We start from the raw sequence: 14,838 nt of genomic DNA on the forward strand, positions 1-14,838 counted from the left end.
GTGTGTCTGAAGGCTAAGCAATGAAAAGCACGACCATCCGCCGCTGGTCCTTGATCCACACCGGGTCCAGCCTGATCTGCACGATGTTTCTGCTGCTGCTCGCGCTCACCGGGCTGCCGCTGATCTTCCACCATGAGATCGACCACCTGCTGGGGGACGCGCCCCAACTGCGGGAGCTGCCCGCCGACACCCCGCGCCTGGACCTGCAACAGCTGGTCAAGGCCGCCGAGGCTCACCGCCCCGGCGAAGTCATGCAGTACTTCGGCTGGGACGCCGACGAACCCAACGGCGTGATGACGATCATGGCCAGAACCGCCGGCACCGAGCCCAATTCATCCCACACCTTCATGCTCGATGCCCGCACCGGCGAGGCCGTGGCCATGCCCTCGGCCAACGGCGGGTTGATGATGGTCATGCTGCGCCTGCATGTGGATATGTTTGCCGGGCTGCCGGGCAAACTGCTGCTGGCCTTCATGGGCCTGCTGTTTGTGCTGGCGATCGTCTCCGGCACGGTACTCTACATGCCGTTCATGCGCCGCTTGAAATTCGCCAGCGTGCGTCAGGACAAGTCCAGCCGCCTGCGCTGGCTCGACCTGCACAACCTGATCGGCGTGGTGACCCTGAGCTGGGCCCTGGTGGTGGGGGTGACCGGGGTGATCAGCGCCTGTGCCGACCTGATCATCGCCGCCTGGCGCAACGACAGCCTCAGCGCCATGGTCGCGCCCTACCGCGACGCCCCGCCGCTGACCTCGCTGGCTCCCGCCAGCCGTCTGCTGGAGATCGCCAGGGAAGCCGCCCCGGGCATGCGCCCGGATTTCATCGCCTTTCCCGGCACGCGCTTTTCCAGCGAGCATCATTACGCGGTGTTCCTCAAGGGCGGCAGCCACCTGACCTCGCACCTGCTGACCCCGGTGCTGATCGACGCCCGCACCCTGCAGGTCACCGCCGTCGGCGAGCGGCCGTGGTACATGGACGCCATGGGCATGTCCCAACCGCTGCATTTCGGCGACTACGGTGGCCTGCCGATGAAGCTGCTGTGGGCGGCGCTGGACGTCCTGACCCTCATTGTCCTGGGCAGCGGCCTGTACCTGTGGATCGTTCGGCGGCGGGCCGGCAAACCCACCCGGGAGGGGCGCCGATGAATCCGCGGCAAGCGAATTTCTGGAAGGTCTTCGGCGCGCCCCTGGCGCTTGGCCTGTTGAGCGCCGCCGGGCTGTTCGCCGCGTTGCTGGGTGACGGCGTCTGGGACAGCCTGAGCTGGCTGGGCCTGGGCCTACCGACCCTGATCGCCCTGCACGGCCTGTTGCGACGCAAGCCGGCGACCTGAACCCGGCGCCGGGAAGCCACGCCACAGGTACATCGAGAGCCCGAGGCCGATCAGCATCACCGGGATAAACACGCGGTTTTCCTGTACCGCCTCGATGGCCACCAACACGCTGAACAACGCCAGCCCCAGCAGCGGCACGTAGCTGGCCGCCAGGCTCCAGCGCCACAGCTGGGTCACCGGGTCGGGACCGCGCAGGCACAGCAAGGCGCAAGCCAGGCCCGGCAGGGCCAGCGCCGGCAGGGCCCAGTACCAGGCGATGTAGGCGAACGCCATGATCAGCTCCGGCTCACCCTCGCCCTTGCGACGAAACTCGTACTGCAGGGCCAAATACACCGCCAACGCGCCCAGCAAGGTCAGGGCCAGGCTGTACAGCCCGTGCAAAAGATAGGACCTGCGCATTCATCACTCCTTGTCACTACTGCCGCTCGCGCCGGTGGCCGATGCCACAGGCTGCGCTAAGATTCCCGGGCAGCAAGACTTCCACCCGCGAGGAATATTCATGTCCACCCCAAGCATGACGCTGTTCCACAACCCGGCATCACCTTATGTACGCAAAGTCATGGTGGTGCTGCACGAAACCGGACAGTTGAATCGGGTCGCCCTGCAAGCCAGCCAACTGAGCCCGGTCAGCCCCGACGCCACGCTGAACCAGGACAACCCCCTGGGCAAGATTCCCGCCCTACGCCTGGACAACGGTCAAGTGCTCTACGACAGTCGGGTGATCCTCGAATACCTGGACCAGCAGCACGTCGGCAACCCGCTGATACCCCGGGACGGTTCGGCGCGCTGGCGCCGCCTGACGCTCGCGGCCCTGGCCGACGGGATCATGGACGCCGCGGTGCTGGTGCGTTACGAGCTAACCCTGCGCGCCCCGGAAAAACACTGGGAGCAATGGCTCGACGGCCAGCGCGACAAGATCCGCCGCGCCCTGGCGGTGCTGGAAGCCGAGGCGATTGCCGAGCTAGCCTGCCACTTCGATGTGGCCGCCATCAGCGTTGCCTGCGCCCTGGGTTACCTGGACTTCCGCCACCCGGACCTGGAATGGCGTCAACAACAGCCGCAACTCGCCGCCTGGTACTTCGAGGTCAGCCAGCGACCATCGATGCTGGAGACCCGGCCACCAGTCTAATCGGTCAGGCGCTCGGATCTGTTCGGTGGCAAGCCGACGCCTGCGATACGCCTGCAGGCGTCAGCCGGGTGCCGTTGCACCGGCCGGCGAACCAGCCACCACGCATCCACTGGAAACCACTCGGCCATGCGCAGCGTCAATTGCTCGCGCAGATGCTGATCCTCGCGCAACCCCAGCGACCTACTCATGGACGGCCTCCAGATCGAACGGCAAAGGTGCCGGGGTCTTGCTCTGGCCCAGGCCATACCAGTCCAGCTTGCGGGTCAGCACCATGAACACGCCCAACAACCCGAACAGCAGCAACGAGCCCATCAGCAATGCGTAGTCTTCGGCGCTGAGCAGGCCATACAACAGGCCGTACAAGGCCGCCAGTCCTGCGGCAAAGGCCGCGCCGTTACGTCCGCTGTGCAAGACATGACTGACATAGAAGCCGATCAGCCCGACACACGCCGCCGCTGACACCCCATAAGCCAGGGCAAACCCCAGGTGTTCCGACAGCGACAGCAGCAACAGGTAGAAGAACGCCAGTGCCACGCCCACCAGGCCGTACTGGATCGGGTGTACCGACAGGCTCTTGAGCACCTCGAAGAGAAAGAAGCCGGCAAAGGTCAGGCCGATGAACAGCAGCGCGTATTTGATCGCCCGGTCGCTCTTCAGGTACTGGTCCACCGGGTCGATGAAGCTCACGCCAAAGCTGCGGCTGTTGAAGTCCTGGCATTGGCTGCTGTAGGCGCAGCGCTCCATGGCCTGTTCCAGGTTGGTGGAGAAGAACGAGGTCTGCCAGAGCGCCGAAAAGCCCTGCTCGGTGACTTCACGCTGCACCGGCAGGTAGTTGCCGACAAAGCTCGGATGCGGCCAGTTGGCCGTCAGCAGCACCTTGCTGGTCTTGCCCACCGGCAGCACCTGCAACTGGCCAGTGCCCTGCAGGCGCAGGTCGAAGGCGAAGTCCAGGCGGGTGCTCTTCTTCAGGTCCAGGGGCGGTAGCAGCACGTGCACGCCTTCGTCCAGCCAACTGACAAAGGTGCCTGGGGCAAAGTCCAGGGTCTGGCCGTTGAGCTGCAGTTGCAGGGCGTTTTCGATGCCACGGATATCGCTGATGCCCACCGCCAGGAACGGTTGGTCGAACTGGTAGTCGGCGAAGTTTTCCTTGATGCCGTACTGCTCGGGGACAGCAAAGTGGCCACTGATATGGTTGTCGGCGTGGAACAGCCGCGCCTCATAGATGCCCCGGGCACGCAGCTCGGTCTGAGCCTTGCCGTCCAGCTCGAAATACTCCGGCAGGAAGAACAGCCGCCCCTGCTCCTCGCTGGTTTCCTGGTAGCGTTTCTTGGTTTTTTCGTCGGTTTTCCAGGTGCGCACGGTCTGGCGGTAGTCCACCACCATCACCGGGCCGCTGATCTGCTGCTGGGTGCTGGAGCTGCGGGCGATATCCTCGAGCACGCCGTCGCGCAGGCTCTGGCGCTCGCTGATCAGGCCGCTGATCATCAGCAGCGGTATCAGCAACAGCAGGATCAACAGGCCAATGGCCCCGAGTTTGAAGGTCAGGTTACGGTTCATGAGGCTCTCCTTGTACGAATGAGGGAGAGTCTGGGGCGCGGCTATGGGGGTTTTATGGGGACCATGTGGAGACTCTGTGGAGAATCTCCTCGCCACATCCCCACTTCGAGTCCCGGCGGATCAGGGCAGGCGCAAGCTCACCTGGACCCCACCCGGGACGTTTTCAATGTGCATCTGGCCGCCATGCAGCTGCACCACTTCTTCGACGAAGTTCAGCCCCAGGCCGGTGCTCTTGCGCCCGCTGTCCGGGCGCGGTAACGAGTAGAAGCGCTCGCACAGGCGCGGCAGGGCGTAGTCCGGAATCGGCTCGCCTTGATTGAACAGCACCAGCTCCACGCCTTCCTCCACCCGCTGCGCCGTGCAGCGCAGCAAGCCGCCTGCGGGACTGAAGTCCAGGGCGTTGGTCAACAGATTGCCCAGGGCCTGGCGCAGCAGGAACGGCTCGCCAGACCAGGCCAGGTCCGCCGGCACCCGCAGTTCCACCTGCAACGGCTTGCCTTCGATACGCCCGTGCTGGCTGTTCAGCAGCTCCTTGCACAACGGCGCCAGGGGCACATTCACCCGCTCTTCCAGGCCCTGGCGCTGCTCCACTTGCGCCAGGTTCAACAGACGCTCGATCAACTGCTGCATGCGCGCGCTTTCGCTGTCGATATTGCCGACGAAGCGCTGGCGCTGCGCCAGGGGCATCTCACTTTGCAGCAGCTCCGCCGCACCGCGAATGGCCGCCAGGGGGCTCTTCAGTTCGTGGGTCAGGGTGTGCACGTAGCGCTCGACATAAGCCTTGCCTTCGAGCTGGGTGCGCATGTGCTCCACCGCCGTCGCCAGTTGCTCCAGCTCGCCGCCGCGATAGTGCGGCAGCTCGGCCCGGCGCCCTTCACTGACCGCCAGGGCATAGGCGGTCATGCGCCGCAGCGCCGCGCTCAGCCACCAGGAGAGCAAGGCGCCCAACAGCAGGCCCATGGCGATCAACCCCGCGCCGTACCACAGCAGGCGGCGTTCGGTGCGGTCGACGTAGGGCTGCAACGAACTGTTGGGCTTGGCCACGGTGACCACGCCGATGATCTGGCCGTTGTCACGGATCGGCGCGCCCACATGCATCACCGAGGAATTGGGATCGTCGGCCAGCGAGCGCGACGAACGCGCGCCATATTGGCCGCGCAGAGTCAGGTACACGTCGTTCCAGCGCGAATAGTCCTGGCCCACCGCCAGGCCGCTGGAGTCCAAGACCACGATGCCCTTGGCGTCGGTCACGTAGATGCGGTGGTTGACCTGATTCTTCGGCAGCCCCCAGATGGTCGCCGCCGGTTGCCGATCGCCATAGGCGCGCAACAGTTGCGGCCAGCGGTTCTCGCTGAGGGTGCCGGCCTTGAAATCGTCCCGTAGGATCTCCGCCAGCAGGTTGGCGGTGTCCACCAGGGTTTCCTCGGTGGACTGGCGCACGCCGGGACGGATTTCCTTCATCACCGTGCTCAGCACGAAATAGCCGGTCAGGCTGATGAACAGCAAATAGACCAGGAAGATGCGTAGCCCCAGGGTCATCAGGCGTGGCTCGGGCTGTAGCTGTAGCCCAGGCCGCGATGGGTCTGGATCGGCTCGGCCTCGGCCGCCACCAGGCGCAGCTTGGCCCGCAGGCTCTTGATGTGGCTGTCGATATTGCGCTCGTAGCCCACATCCGCCACCACCCCCAGGGCATCGAGCAACTGCTCGCGGCTGAACACCCGCTCGGGCTGTTCCAGAAGGCAGTGCAGCAGGCGGAATTCATGCCGGGTCAGACTCAGGGGCTGGCTGCGGTAACTGATCTGCACCCGCTCGGAGTCCACGACGAACAGCCCCGGGGCCGCCTCGGGAGCCGCTCGCGGCGTCATGCGCTTGAGGATCGCCCTGACCCGCGCCGCCACTTCCCGAGGGCTGAAGGGCTTGACCACATAATCGTCGGCACCGATCTCCAGCCCCACCACCCGGTCGATCTCACCGTCCCGGGCGCTGAGGAACATCACTGGCACTTCGCTGAAGCGCCGCAACTGCTTGCAGGTTTCAAAGCCGCTGATATCCGGCAGGCCGATATCGAGGATGATCAGGTCCGCCGGGGTCGCCCGCTGATGCTCCAGGGCCGCACGCCCCAGGCTCAGCCAAGTGGTGGTGAAGCCTTCGCCTTGCAGGGCGAAGACCAGAGTGTCGGCAATGGCCGCTTCGTCTTCGACAATCAGGATATGGGGCATGGCATCCAAGCACGTAAATTCAGTGGGCGAACGGTGCCGGATGCCTTATGGACAGTCAATCAGACCTTGTGAAAACGTAGCGAGCGAAAGCAAGGCAAGGCAAGGCGAGGCAAGGCAAGGCGAGGAACGGTGGGAATCGCGCTCGACCTTACGTTTGTAAATGAGTATTTCTCACCGGTTTTCAACACAGTATTGCCCTGCACAGTCGTTTTCACAGGGGCTGATCAGCAGTCCGGTTTATCGGCGGTATAACGCCGCGCCGGGTTCACCGCCGCGCCGAACTCACGCAAGGCCTTGGCACCAATCAGCAACGGGTAGTTGAAGCTGCTACGGTCGGTGAGGTTAACCTCCACCGTGCGTTTGACGTGACCCAGGCACATCTCCAGTTCCACCACCGGGCGCTTGGCCGCCTGCGGTTCTTCAAGCTCATCGCCCTCGTCGGCGCGGCTCTTGATCTTGCTGATGCGCGCCACCTTGTGTTCATAGACCTTGTTCCCGGCATCCTTGGTGGCCAGACGGAAACGCACCCAGTCTTCACCATCGCGGGTGAAGGTCTGGATATCCCTGGCCGACAGCGACGCGGTCAGGGCCCCGGTGTCCATCTTGGCCTGCAGGGTTTCGCCGATTTCCGGCAGGCGAATATATTCGTAACGGCCATACAGGGTCGGCTCGGCGGCCATCACCGGCAGCGCCAACAGCGAAACAAGAGCAAGGACAGATTTCACGACAGTGGATTCCTTGAAGAGAGGGGCAGCGGGATTTTAGACCGCGGCCAACGAATTGGTTCTACCGCTGCCCCGTAGCCGGCTTGCCGGCGAAGAGGCCCAGCCTGCACAACACCCTACCCACTCCCAGGTGAAACATTCGTCAGCACACTTGAGTTTGGCCTGCCCGTCGAAGCTGCTTATTATGGCGCGCCCAAAAAGTTCTCAAAGAGTGCCTTATGCGCCGCCTGCTCACCGGCTGTTTCGTCACCCTGCTCCTGCTGCTCAACACCTTGATGCTGTTTGGCCCGCTGATGGTGTTCGCCCTGCTCAAGCTGGTGTTGCCCGGGCGCCTGCGGGACTTCGCCTCAGGAGCGGTGATGTGGATCGCCGAGACCTGGGCCGAGATCGACAAGCTGATCTTCGCCCTGTGCATCCCCACCCGCTGGGACATTCGCGGCGGCGAAGGGCTGCGGGTCGACACCTCCTACCTGGTGGTGAGCAACCACCAGTCCTGGGTCGACATCCCAGCGCTGATCCAGGCCCTCAACCGACGCACGCCATTCTTCAAGTTCTTCCTCAAGCGCGAACTGATCTGGGTGCCCTTCCTGGGGCTGGCCTGGTGGGCCCTGGACTACCCCTTCATGAAGCGCTACAGCAAAGCCTTCCTGGCCAAGCACCCGCATCTGCAAGGCAAGGATCTGGAAATAACCAAGGCCGCCTGCGAGCTGTTCAAGCGCCAGCCGGTGACCGTGGTCAACTACCTGGAAGGCACCCGCTTCACCCCAGCCAAGCGCCAGCAACAACAGTCATCGTTCCAGCACCTGCTCAAGCCCAAGGCCGGTGGCGTGGCCTTCGTTCTCGCGGCCCTGGGCGAGCAACTGGACGCGGTGCTGGATGTCACCGTGGTCTATCCCCAGCCACGCATCCCCGGTTTCTGGGACCTGATCAGCGGCAATGTGCCCAAGGTGATCATCGACATCCGCACCCGCGAACTGGACCCGGCGCTGTCGCGCGGCAACTACGAAAACGACCCGGCCTTCCGCCAGCAGGTGCAGGACTGGGTCAACCGGCTGTGGAGCGACAAGGACCAGCGCATCCGTGAACTGCTGGGCGAGCGCCGCTGATCCAGCGCCGAGCATTGGACGCAGGCCACCGCCGCGCTCCTGGCCGAACCAATCGATGCGCTGCCAACCGCCCCTAACCGCCCACCCCCCAGATGCCGCTCAGGCTTTGCAGCAACGAGCCGCCGACGCCCTGCTGGCCCAGGTACTGCAGGATCAGCGGGGCAAACCGGCCGATCATGCCGCTGTCCAGGCCCAGGGCGTCAAAGGCGTTGTTCAGGTCATTGGCGTCCTTGACGTTGCCCAAGGCGCTGTCCAGGCCAGCGGTATCAGCGGAAGACTGACCGAGCAGGCCGCCCAAGGCGCCCAAGACGTTTCTGCCCGAGAGCCGGTCCAGGCCCGGTACGCTTTTGCTCAGTTGTGAATAGTCGGCGCTGCTCAATTGATTCTTCGCCAGACTGAACATGGCCCCGGCGCCACCGATGGCTTGCTGTGGGGTGATATTGAGCTGCGAACCCAGGGTGTCCAACAGAGCGGCGGCCTGGGAGGTCGGCGCAGCGGCGGCCTCGTCGCCGCCCTGCATGCTGGAAATCGCGTTGGCCGCATCGTTCAGACTGAAACCGCCGGCCAACGCCGAACCGGCTGCCAGGGTCATCAAGGCAGCCAGGGTAAAACCGCGTGGAATATTCATCGATACAACCTCAGGGGCCAGGAAACCGCCCAAGCTCGGGCGATGCAAAACAGTTTTTCGACTCGTCCCGACAATGTTTGTTCCAAGCCCGGCAAGCCACTGGGCACCTGCATCCAGCGGTGGCGCTAGCGCGTATATCCCTCACCAGCGGCGAACACTGCCCGTGGCATGAGGTAACAGGACGTGAATGGAACAACTGCCCAGCCTGGACTAACCTCTGGCTACACCGTTCGTCGCCCGTGGCAGCTACGTGCCCCTTCGCCCGCCAGGAGAATTGCCATCTCGACCCTCGACACTGATCAGCTCAGGCACCTGCTGGCCCAGTGCTCACTGGGTGATCGTCGCGCCTTTGAAACCCTGTACCGCACCGTTGCACCACGCTTGCATGGCGTTGCCCTGCGCTTCATGGGGCGCCGCGATCTGGCCGAAGAAGTCCTGCAGGAAAGCTTCGTGCGCATCTGGAACAACGCCGTGCGCTACCAGCCACACCTGTCCGCGCCCCTGACCTGGATGATCAACATCACCCGCAACCAGGCCATCGACCAATTGCGCAAACAACGCGAACGCCCCCTAGACGAACGAGAAGAACAACAACTGGCGGATCAAACCCCTTCGGCCCACGAACAACTGGACAGCGCGCGACAAGCCCAGGCCCTGCATCGCTGCCTGGAGCACCTGGAGGGGGCGCAGCGCCAGTCCATCACCGTGGCCTACTTCCAAGGGCTGACGTGCTCGGAGCTGGCCGAACACATGACGGCGCCTTTGGGTTCGGTCAAATCCTGGATTCGTCGAGGCATGGAACGCCTGCGCCGGTGCCTTGAGTCATGAACTATCGAACCCCGGAGCGGCGCCGAGCCCTGGCCGCCGACTACGCCATCGGCCTGATGCAAGGCGCTGCCCGTCGACGCTTCGAGATGCTGTTGCTGGACGATGCAGCGCTGCGTGAAGAACTGGCGCAGTGGCAAGAAAGCCTTGCCCCCCTGACCGAAGCCCTGCCCGAACTGGAGGTGCCGGAGCACGTGTGGCACGGCATTCAGGCGCGCATCGAACCTCAGGTTCTGCACCTGCCGAAAAGCAACCCGCTGTGGATGCGCCTGCGTCTGGCGATTGCCGCCAGCGCGGTGCTGGCGACCCTGTACATCGGTTTTATTCAGCAGAGCGATCAGGAGCGCTACAGCGCCACCCTGCTCAGCGCCGACCAGCAACCGGCCCTACGAATCAAGGCCCATGCCCAGTACCTGCAAGTCGAGCCCCTGGCCCTGGAGGCGATCGGCCTGGATCGCAGCCTGGAGCTCTGGGCCATCCCCGCCGAAGGCTCACCGATTTCCCTCGGTGTTGTACCAGTAGGCGGCAAGGGCAAGATCAACCTGAGCCCGGCCCAACGCGAACTGCTGGGCACCCCGATCGCCCTGGCGGTGAGCCTGGAACCCCACGGCGGCTCACCTACTGGGCAACCCACCGGGCCGGTGTTGTACCAGGGGCAATTGGCGGCGCTGTAACAGACGCCTGCTGGCGTAGGCGCGGGCTTGCCTGCCAACGCCCTCAAGGTAAACTTCGCGCCCCGGCCCTACTCGCGTTCTTGCAGACAGCCCCTGCCTACCGTGAGGCCCCGCACCGCCTGGCGCCATCCACTGAACGGACGCTTATGAGAGCTGCGTTGTACAGCTGCATCCTGCTGGCCCTGGCAATCGCCCTCTTGCTCTGGCGAATCGGCACCCCGGTCGATAGCAGCCAATGCACCGAGACGGCCCCGGGCCCCCTGACCAGCTTCATCCGCCAGCACTTCAGCGATCGCCAGGGAGCCGACTGGCGCGACGATGGCAGTGCCTTGGGCATTCTTGGTGTTGCCGAGGCCCAGGCATTCGCCCGCCAACCCGAGCGTTACTACTGCCAAGCCCTGAACCTGCTGCAGGACCCACAGCGAACCCAGACGGAAAAGGTGCATACCACGGCCCTGATGCTGTCCCTGCCCCTCGGCTACTACCTGGACCTCATGGACCGCAGTCACGCGCTGTATCAGCGCGGGCTCATCGATCGATCAGTCCTGACCCTGGTGCTGCTGCCAAGAGGCACGGCACTCAATTACTGGTGGCTGCCCCAGTGGCGCTGGCGCTTCCAGCGGGAGGCGCCAGGCATCCTGGCCGAGACCGACATAAAGGAAACCCTGAGTGGCGAACACTGGTTCGACGACCCGGGCAGAGGCTATTGATCAGGCTTGATTGGCGGGCAACACAAACCCGCCAATAGGCGGGTTTGTGCAATCTGCATGAGGCTATCTGAACAATTCGGCATGGCTGCCCAGGTCGACAAAGGTCACAAGACCGGCTCGGGCCACGTCATAAATCAGCAGAAAATCGCCACCGATATGACACTCCCTGAAACCGTCCCACTCCCCCTTCAGCGCATGATCGAGATACTGCGCCGATAGCGGCTCCCCCAGGAACAGCAGCACCATGACCTTGCGCACTTCGCGCATGTCACGACGCCCTGCACGCCGATAGCCCTCCTAGGACTTTTTAAACGCCGGCGTTTTGCGCATTGCCTGGGCAGGTCAGCGCGCTTTAGGTTCCTCTCCGGCTTCGCCATCAGCATCCCTCAACATGTCGTCAATCGAGTCGTACTGACGACGAATCTCCCGCGCCTGCGCCATGGCACGAGCGGTTTTCTCCGATGGGACACGCACTTCGAAAGGCAGTCCCTGCACGGCCACAACCTGACGCAGGAAAAGACGCATGGCCTCGCTCAGGCTCAGCCCACAGGCATTGAGCACAGCGGTGGCACTGACCTTCAAATCCTCGTCTATGCGGCAACGCACGTCAGTGGTTTTCAGTAATGCAGCCAAGGTATCACCTCTATTCGTTATTTGTAGCTACATTGTGGCTACGCTTTTCCATTCTGCGAGGTCGACTCTTTGCGGTCAACCGATTTCAGTGGACCGGACTCGTGAACAGCGCCTCGTGCACGTTCAGCGACGCCACAGCGGACGAAACCTTCTGCAAGACATCCGCCCCCCAGCGCCTTGCTGCCTCACGCACCAGCGGCTTATAGTCCGCCGGTCGCTCAAATAGCGACCGGGTTTGGCGACCCGACGAACTACGGTCAGAAGCGTCCTGCTTTGTTGGCAGGACGTTCTGCACCCGCAACGTTGCCGTTATGGCAGCTGTGCGTGGGAGACCTTCGGGTCTGCCGGTTCCGTGTGTTCCCGGTTCGCCAACCTGCGTACAGCTGCCACCCATCGTTTGGCGACGAATCCGTGGCGGTTCTCACTGAACTGCGGAGAACTTTCCATGAACCGTTACATGCCGATCACCGGCCACGACTGCAACATCCCCTCCCTACTGATCGACACACAGGCGCCGCTGGATGTGCTCCATGAAGCCGCCGCCTTCCGTATCCGCGCCGTGACCCAGGTGCTGGAGCAACTGGCCTTGAGCGATGCCCTGGGCAAGGACCCGGTACTGGCCCAGGAGCTGGCCCAGCTCTGCGCCATTCCCCTGCGCGATGGCTGCGACCTGATGGATGTGCTGGAACGGCGCCTGCGCGCCACGCTGATCGCCTGACTGCAACCAACCGGTGTGGCGAGGGAGCTTGCTCCCGTTCGGCCGGCCGGCGCCCCGGCGCGCAGCGGTCGTAAAACCTGAGTTCGCGACTCGGCTGACACAACGGTGTTGCCGCCATCGGGAGCAAGCGCCCTCGCTACAGAAGAAAAAAACGCCGCGTTCTCGGCCAGAGAACGCGGCGTTTTCAGTTACAGACAGGCCTCAAGCCAAAGGCTGACGGTCCTCAGGCAGCGCTGAACAGCTTGTGCGGGTCGATGACGAATTTCTTCGGTACGCCGGCATCGAACTCGCCATAGCCGCGCGGGGCGTCGTCGAGGCTGATGACTTGCACGCCCACCACCTCGGCGATGTTGATGCGGTCCCACATGATGGCCTGCATCAGTTGGCGGTTGTACTTCATCACCGGGGTCTGGCCGGTGTGGAAGCTGTGGGACTTGGCCCAGCCCAGGCCGAAGCGGATGCTCAGGCTGCCCATCTTCGCCGCGGCGTCCACCGCGCCCGGGTCTTCGGTGACGTACAGACCGGGAATGCCGATCTTGCCAGCCACCCGCACCACGCCCATCAACGAGTTGAGCACGGTGGCCGGGGCTTCGTGCTGGGCACCGGCATGGCCGTGGCCACGGGCTTCGAAACCCACGGCGTCCACTGCGCAGTCGACTTCCGGCTCGCCCAGCAGGGCAGCGATCTGTTCGTGCAGCGGGGTGTCCTTGGACAGGTCGGCAATTTCAAAACCCTGGGCCTTGGCGTGGGCCAAACGCACCGGGTTAACGTCGCCGACGATCACCACCGCCGCCCCCAGCAGGCGCGCCGAAGCCGCCGCCGCCAGACCCACCGGGCCAGCACCGGCGATGTAGACGCTGCTGCCCGGGCCGACACCAGCGGTCACCGCGCCGTGGTAGCCGGTGGGCAGGATGTCGGAGAGGCAAGTCAGGTCGCGGATCTTCTCCATGGCCTTGTCGCGATCCGGCAGTTTCAGCAGGTTGAAGTCGGCGTAAGGCACCAGCACGTACTCGGCCTGGCCGCCGGTCCAGTCGCCCATGTCGACGTAGCCGTAGGCGCCACCGGCGCGGGCCGGGTTGACGGTCAGGCAGACCCCGGTGTGTTGCTCCTTGCAGGAACGGCAGCGCCCGCACGCGACGTTGAACGGCACCGACACCAGGTCACCGATCTTCAGGTTCTCGACGTCACTGCCCTTCTCGATGACTTCGCCAGTGATTTCATGACCCAGGACCAGGCCGACCTGGGCGGTGGTACGGCCGCGGACCATGTGTTGGTCCGAACCGCAGATGTTGGTGGAGACTACGCGCAGGATCACACCGTGCTCGATCTTCCTGCCGCGCGGGTCCTGCATTTTTGGATAGTCGATTTTCTGTACTTCGACCTTGCCGCTGCCCAGATACACGACACCACGATTACCAGACATGCTTTCACCTCGCTGTTGTTGTTATGGAACCGCGTTACCCAAAGGGGGAAACACGTGGATTGCTCGGGTATAGATGCTGTTTCGTTTTCAAAATCGCTTTCGCGAACACGCTCGCCGTTACGGGAATCACACCGCCCTTGTGGGAGCGAGCTTGCTCGCGAAGGGCTGCGCAACAGCCCCTAAATCATCAGAGCACCACCGTCCGGTTACCGTTCAGAAACACCCGCCGTTCAATGTGATAACCCACCGCCCGGGCCAGGGTCAGGCCCTCGATATCCCGGCCCTTGGCGATCAGGTCTTCGGGGTAGTAGCTGTGGTCCACCACCTCCACGCCCTGGGCGATGATCGGGCCTTCGTCCAGGTCGTTGTTGATGTAGTGCGCCGTGGCGCCCACCAGTTTCACGCCCTTGTTGTAGGCCTGGTGATAAGGCTTGGCGCCCTTGAAGCCCGGCAGCAGCGAGTGATGGATATTGATCGCCTTGCCATCGAGCTTGCGGCACAGCTCCGGCGACAGCACCTGCATGTAGCGGGCAAGAATCACCAGTTCGGCGCCGGATTCCTCGACCACCTGCCACACCTGACGCTCCTGGGACGGCTTGTCATTGGGGTCGAGGGGGAAATGGTGATAGGGAATCTGGTGCCAGTCGGCCAGGGGCTTGAGGTCCGGGTGGTTGGACACCACCGCCACCACGTCCATGGGCAACTGGCCGATGCGCTGGCGGTAGAGCAGGTCGTTGAGGCAGTGATCGGCCTTGGAGACCATGATCACCACTTTCGGCCGGTAGTTCGGCGCGGTCAGCTCGAAGTTCATCTCGAACGCCTTGGCCCGCTGCGCCAGCCCCTGGCGGAAGCCCTGTTCGTCGAGGCCATCGGGCTGACGAAATTCCACCCGAATGAAGAAGCGGCCCGAGAGCCGGTCATCGAAGGAATGGTGCTCGGTGACGTAGCAGCCCTGCTCGAACAGAAAGCGGGTCACCGCGTCCACCGTGCCGAGCACGCTGGGGCAGTCGGCGGTGAGAATCCAGGTATCGGGGGCGCGGCTCATGGGAAGTAACTCCTGTTCATTGGGGCAACCGCTACGCGGCCGATTTTCTGTAAGAGCGAGCGGGCTCGCGAAAAATCCAAGGACGCTGCGGTCTTGCGGAAAATCCATTCTTCGCGAGC

The 14,838-nt window shown here is 63.7% G+C and carries 19 protein-coding genes; 8 read left to right on the forward strand and 11 right to left on the reverse strand.

What is annotated here, in order from left to right:
* Positions 1-20: 20 nt before the first annotated feature.
* A complete protein-coding gene (locus tag PLD_RS01975; RefSeq protein WP_159889307.1) occupies positions 21-1,142 on the forward strand; it encodes a PepSY domain-containing protein in 1,122 nt (373 codons plus the stop codon).
* A complete protein-coding gene (locus PLD_RS01980) occupies positions 1,139-1,327 on the forward strand; it encodes a hypothetical protein (protein WP_159889309.1) in 189 nt (62 codons plus the stop codon). Before PLD_RS01975 ends, PLD_RS01980 begins: the two co-directional genes overlap by 4 nt.
* Here PLD_RS01980 and PLD_RS01985 read toward each other — a convergent pair.
* Positions 1,274-1,726, reverse strand: coding sequence for a hypothetical protein (locus PLD_RS01985; RefSeq protein ID WP_159889311.1), 453 nt, complete (start codon positions 1,724-1,726; stop codon positions 1,274-1,276). The two genes, PLD_RS01980 and PLD_RS01985, sit on opposite strands and share 54 nt — an antisense overlap.
* A 100-nt stretch (positions 1,727-1,826) precedes the next feature.
* Here PLD_RS01985 and PLD_RS01990 point away from each other — a divergent pair, with 100 nt between their 5' ends.
* Positions 1,827-2,456, forward strand: a complete 630-nt coding sequence (locus PLD_RS01990) for a glutathione S-transferase N-terminal domain-containing protein (RefSeq protein WP_159889313.1) — start codon at positions 1,827-1,829, stop codon at positions 2,454-2,456.
* On the opposite strand, the gene PLD_RS01995 is transcribed toward PLD_RS01990, so the two are convergent.
* The 5 genes from PLD_RS01995 to PLD_RS02015 form a co-directional block, all read right to left on the reverse strand.
* Complete coding sequence (locus PLD_RS01995) at positions 2,453-2,644, reverse strand: hypothetical protein (protein WP_256674520.1); 192 nt, start codon at positions 2,642-2,644, stop codon at positions 2,453-2,455. The genes PLD_RS01990 and PLD_RS01995 overlap by 4 nt on opposite strands.
* Positions 2,637-4,013 (reverse strand): cell envelope integrity protein CreD, encoded by a 1,377-nt coding sequence (gene creD, locus PLD_RS02000; RefSeq protein WP_159889315.1) that lies wholly within the window; start codon positions 4,011-4,013, stop codon positions 2,637-2,639. Before creD ends, PLD_RS01995 begins: the two co-directional genes overlap by 8 nt.
* Before the next feature lie 120 nt (positions 4,014-4,133).
* Positions 4,134-5,552: a two-component system sensor histidine kinase CreC gene (gene creC / locus PLD_RS02005; protein WP_159889317.1), complete on the reverse strand. Its 1,419-nt coding sequence runs from the start codon at positions 5,550-5,552 to the stop codon at positions 4,134-4,136.
* On the reverse strand, positions 5,552-6,232 hold the full coding sequence (gene creB, locus PLD_RS02010) for a two-component system response regulator CreB (protein WP_159889319.1): 681 nt from the start codon (positions 6,230-6,232) through the stop codon (positions 5,552-5,554). Before creB ends, creC begins: the two co-directional genes overlap by 1 nt.
* Before the next feature lie 224 nt (positions 6,233-6,456).
* Complete coding sequence (locus tag PLD_RS02015; protein ID WP_159889321.1) at positions 6,457-6,957, reverse strand: ATP-dependent zinc protease; 501 nt, start codon at positions 6,955-6,957, stop codon at positions 6,457-6,459.
* A gap of 218 nt (positions 6,958-7,175) precedes the next feature.
* On the opposite strand from PLD_RS02015, the gene PLD_RS02020 reads away from it, so the two are divergent.
* Positions 7,176-8,063 carry an acyltransferase gene (locus PLD_RS02020; RefSeq protein WP_159889323.1) on the forward strand — a complete coding sequence of 296 codons (888 nt, stop codon included), beginning with the start codon at positions 7,176-7,178 and terminating at the stop codon, positions 8,061-8,063.
* A gap of 73 nt (positions 8,064-8,136) precedes the next feature.
* Here the strand turns inward: PLD_RS02020 and PLD_RS02025 are convergent, their stop codons facing one another.
* The gene (locus PLD_RS02025) at positions 8,137-8,691 is read right to left on the reverse strand and encodes a DUF2780 domain-containing protein (RefSeq protein WP_159889325.1); all 555 of its coding nucleotides are present in this window, start codon (positions 8,689-8,691) and stop codon (positions 8,137-8,139) included.
* A gap of 183 nt (positions 8,692-8,874) precedes the next feature.
* Between PLD_RS02025 and PLD_RS02030 the strand changes: the two genes are divergently transcribed.
* From PLD_RS02030 to PLD_RS02040, 3 genes are all read left to right on the forward strand, one after another.
* Positions 8,875-9,519, forward strand: coding sequence for a sigma-70 family RNA polymerase sigma factor (locus PLD_RS02030; protein ID WP_159889327.1), 645 nt, complete (start codon positions 8,875-8,877; stop codon positions 9,517-9,519).
* A complete protein-coding gene (locus tag PLD_RS02035; RefSeq protein WP_159889329.1) occupies positions 9,516-10,190 on the forward strand; it encodes an anti-sigma factor domain-containing protein in 675 nt (224 codons plus the stop codon). Before PLD_RS02030 ends, PLD_RS02035 begins: the two co-directional genes overlap by 4 nt.
* Before the next feature lie 146 nt (positions 10,191-10,336).
* Complete coding sequence (locus tag PLD_RS02040) at positions 10,337-10,900, forward strand: hypothetical protein (protein WP_159889331.1); 564 nt, start codon at positions 10,337-10,339, stop codon at positions 10,898-10,900.
* A 63-nt stretch (positions 10,901-10,963) separates the two neighbouring features.
* Here PLD_RS02040 and PLD_RS02045 read toward each other — a convergent pair whose 3' ends face one another.
* Both PLD_RS02045 and PLD_RS02050 read right to left on the reverse strand, forming a co-directional pair.
* On the reverse strand, positions 10,964-11,167 hold the full coding sequence (locus tag PLD_RS02045) for a type II toxin-antitoxin system YafQ family toxin (protein ID WP_159889333.1): 204 nt from the start codon (positions 11,165-11,167) through the stop codon (positions 10,964-10,966).
* A 75-nt stretch (positions 11,168-11,242) separates the two neighbouring features.
* Positions 11,243-11,533, reverse strand: coding sequence for a type II toxin-antitoxin system RelB/DinJ family antitoxin (locus PLD_RS02050; RefSeq protein WP_015637294.1), 291 nt, complete (start codon positions 11,531-11,533; stop codon positions 11,243-11,245).
* A gap of 445 nt (positions 11,534-11,978) precedes the next feature.
* Between PLD_RS02050 and PLD_RS02055 the strand changes: the two genes are divergently transcribed.
* Positions 11,979-12,251, forward strand: coding sequence for a hypothetical protein (locus PLD_RS02055; RefSeq protein ID WP_159889335.1), 273 nt, complete (start codon positions 11,979-11,981; stop codon positions 12,249-12,251).
* Positions 12,252-12,474: 223 nt separating this feature from the next.
* Here the strand turns inward: PLD_RS02055 and fdhA are convergent, their stop codons facing one another.
* A complete protein-coding gene (fdhA, locus tag PLD_RS02060; RefSeq protein WP_047289632.1) occupies positions 12,475-13,674 on the reverse strand; it encodes a formaldehyde dehydrogenase, glutathione-independent in 1,200 nt (399 codons plus the stop codon).
* A 187-nt stretch (positions 13,675-13,861) separates the two neighbouring features.
* Positions 13,862-14,719, reverse strand: a complete 858-nt coding sequence (gene purU, locus PLD_RS02065) for a formyltetrahydrofolate deformylase (RefSeq protein ID WP_159889337.1) — start codon at positions 14,717-14,719, stop codon at positions 13,862-13,864.
* Between the last annotated feature and the right edge of the window lie 119 nt (positions 14,720-14,838).

This window comes from Pseudomonas sp. LD120, assembly GCF_009861525.1.
Lineage (GTDB): Bacteria > Pseudomonadota > Gammaproteobacteria > Pseudomonadales > Pseudomonadaceae > Aquipseudomonas.

Excerpts from the sequence above, each read along its gene's own strand:
- PLD_RS01980 (WP_159889309.1), top strand. The coding sequence starts at position 1,139 with ATGAATCCGCGGCAAGCGAATTTCTGGAAGGTCTTCGGCGCGCCCCTG.
- creD (WP_159889315.1), bottom strand. The coding sequence starts at position 4,013 with ATGAACCGTAACCTGACCTTCAAACTCGGGGCCATTGGCCTGTTGATC.
- PLD_RS02045 (WP_159889333.1), bottom strand. The coding sequence starts at position 11,167 with ATGCGCGAAGTGCGCAAGGTCATGGTGCTGCTGTTCCTGGGGGAGCCG.
- PLD_RS02040 (WP_159889331.1), top strand. The coding sequence starts at position 10,337 with ATGAGAGCTGCGTTGTACAGCTGCATCCTGCTGGCCCTGGCAATCGCC.
- creB (WP_159889319.1), bottom strand. The coding sequence starts at position 6,232 with ATGCCCCATATCCTGATTGTCGAAGACGAAGCGGCCATTGCCGACACT.
- creC (WP_159889317.1), bottom strand. The coding sequence starts at position 5,552 with ATGACCCTGGGGCTACGCATCTTCCTGGTCTATTTGCTGTTCATCAGC.
- PLD_RS02020 (WP_159889323.1), top strand. The coding sequence starts at position 7,176 with ATGCGCCGCCTGCTCACCGGCTGTTTCGTCACCCTGCTCCTGCTGCTC.
- purU (WP_159889337.1), bottom strand. The coding sequence starts at position 14,719 with ATGAGCCGCGCCCCCGATACCTGGATTCTCACCGCCGACTGCCCCAGC.
- PLD_RS02035 (WP_159889329.1), top strand. The coding sequence starts at position 9,516 with ATGAACTATCGAACCCCGGAGCGGCGCCGAGCCCTGGCCGCCGACTAC.
- PLD_RS01975 (WP_159889307.1), top strand. The coding sequence starts at position 21 with ATGAAAAGCACGACCATCCGCCGCTGGTCCTTGATCCACACCGGGTCC.
- PLD_RS01990 (WP_159889313.1), top strand. The coding sequence starts at position 1,827 with ATGTCCACCCCAAGCATGACGCTGTTCCACAACCCGGCATCACCTTAT.
- fdhA (WP_047289632.1), bottom strand. The coding sequence starts at position 13,674 with ATGTCTGGTAATCGTGGTGTCGTGTATCTGGGCAGCGGCAAGGTCGAA.
- PLD_RS02055 (WP_159889335.1), top strand. The coding sequence starts at position 11,979 with ATGAACCGTTACATGCCGATCACCGGCCACGACTGCAACATCCCCTCC.
- PLD_RS01985 (WP_159889311.1), bottom strand. The coding sequence starts at position 1,726 with ATGCGCAGGTCCTATCTTTTGCACGGGCTGTACAGCCTGGCCCTGACC.
- PLD_RS01995 (WP_256674520.1), bottom strand. The coding sequence starts at position 2,644 with ATGAGTAGGTCGCTGGGGTTGCGCGAGGATCAGCATCTGCGCGAGCAA.
- PLD_RS02025 (WP_159889325.1), bottom strand. The coding sequence starts at position 8,691 with ATGAATATTCCACGCGGTTTTACCCTGGCTGCCTTGATGACCCTGGCA.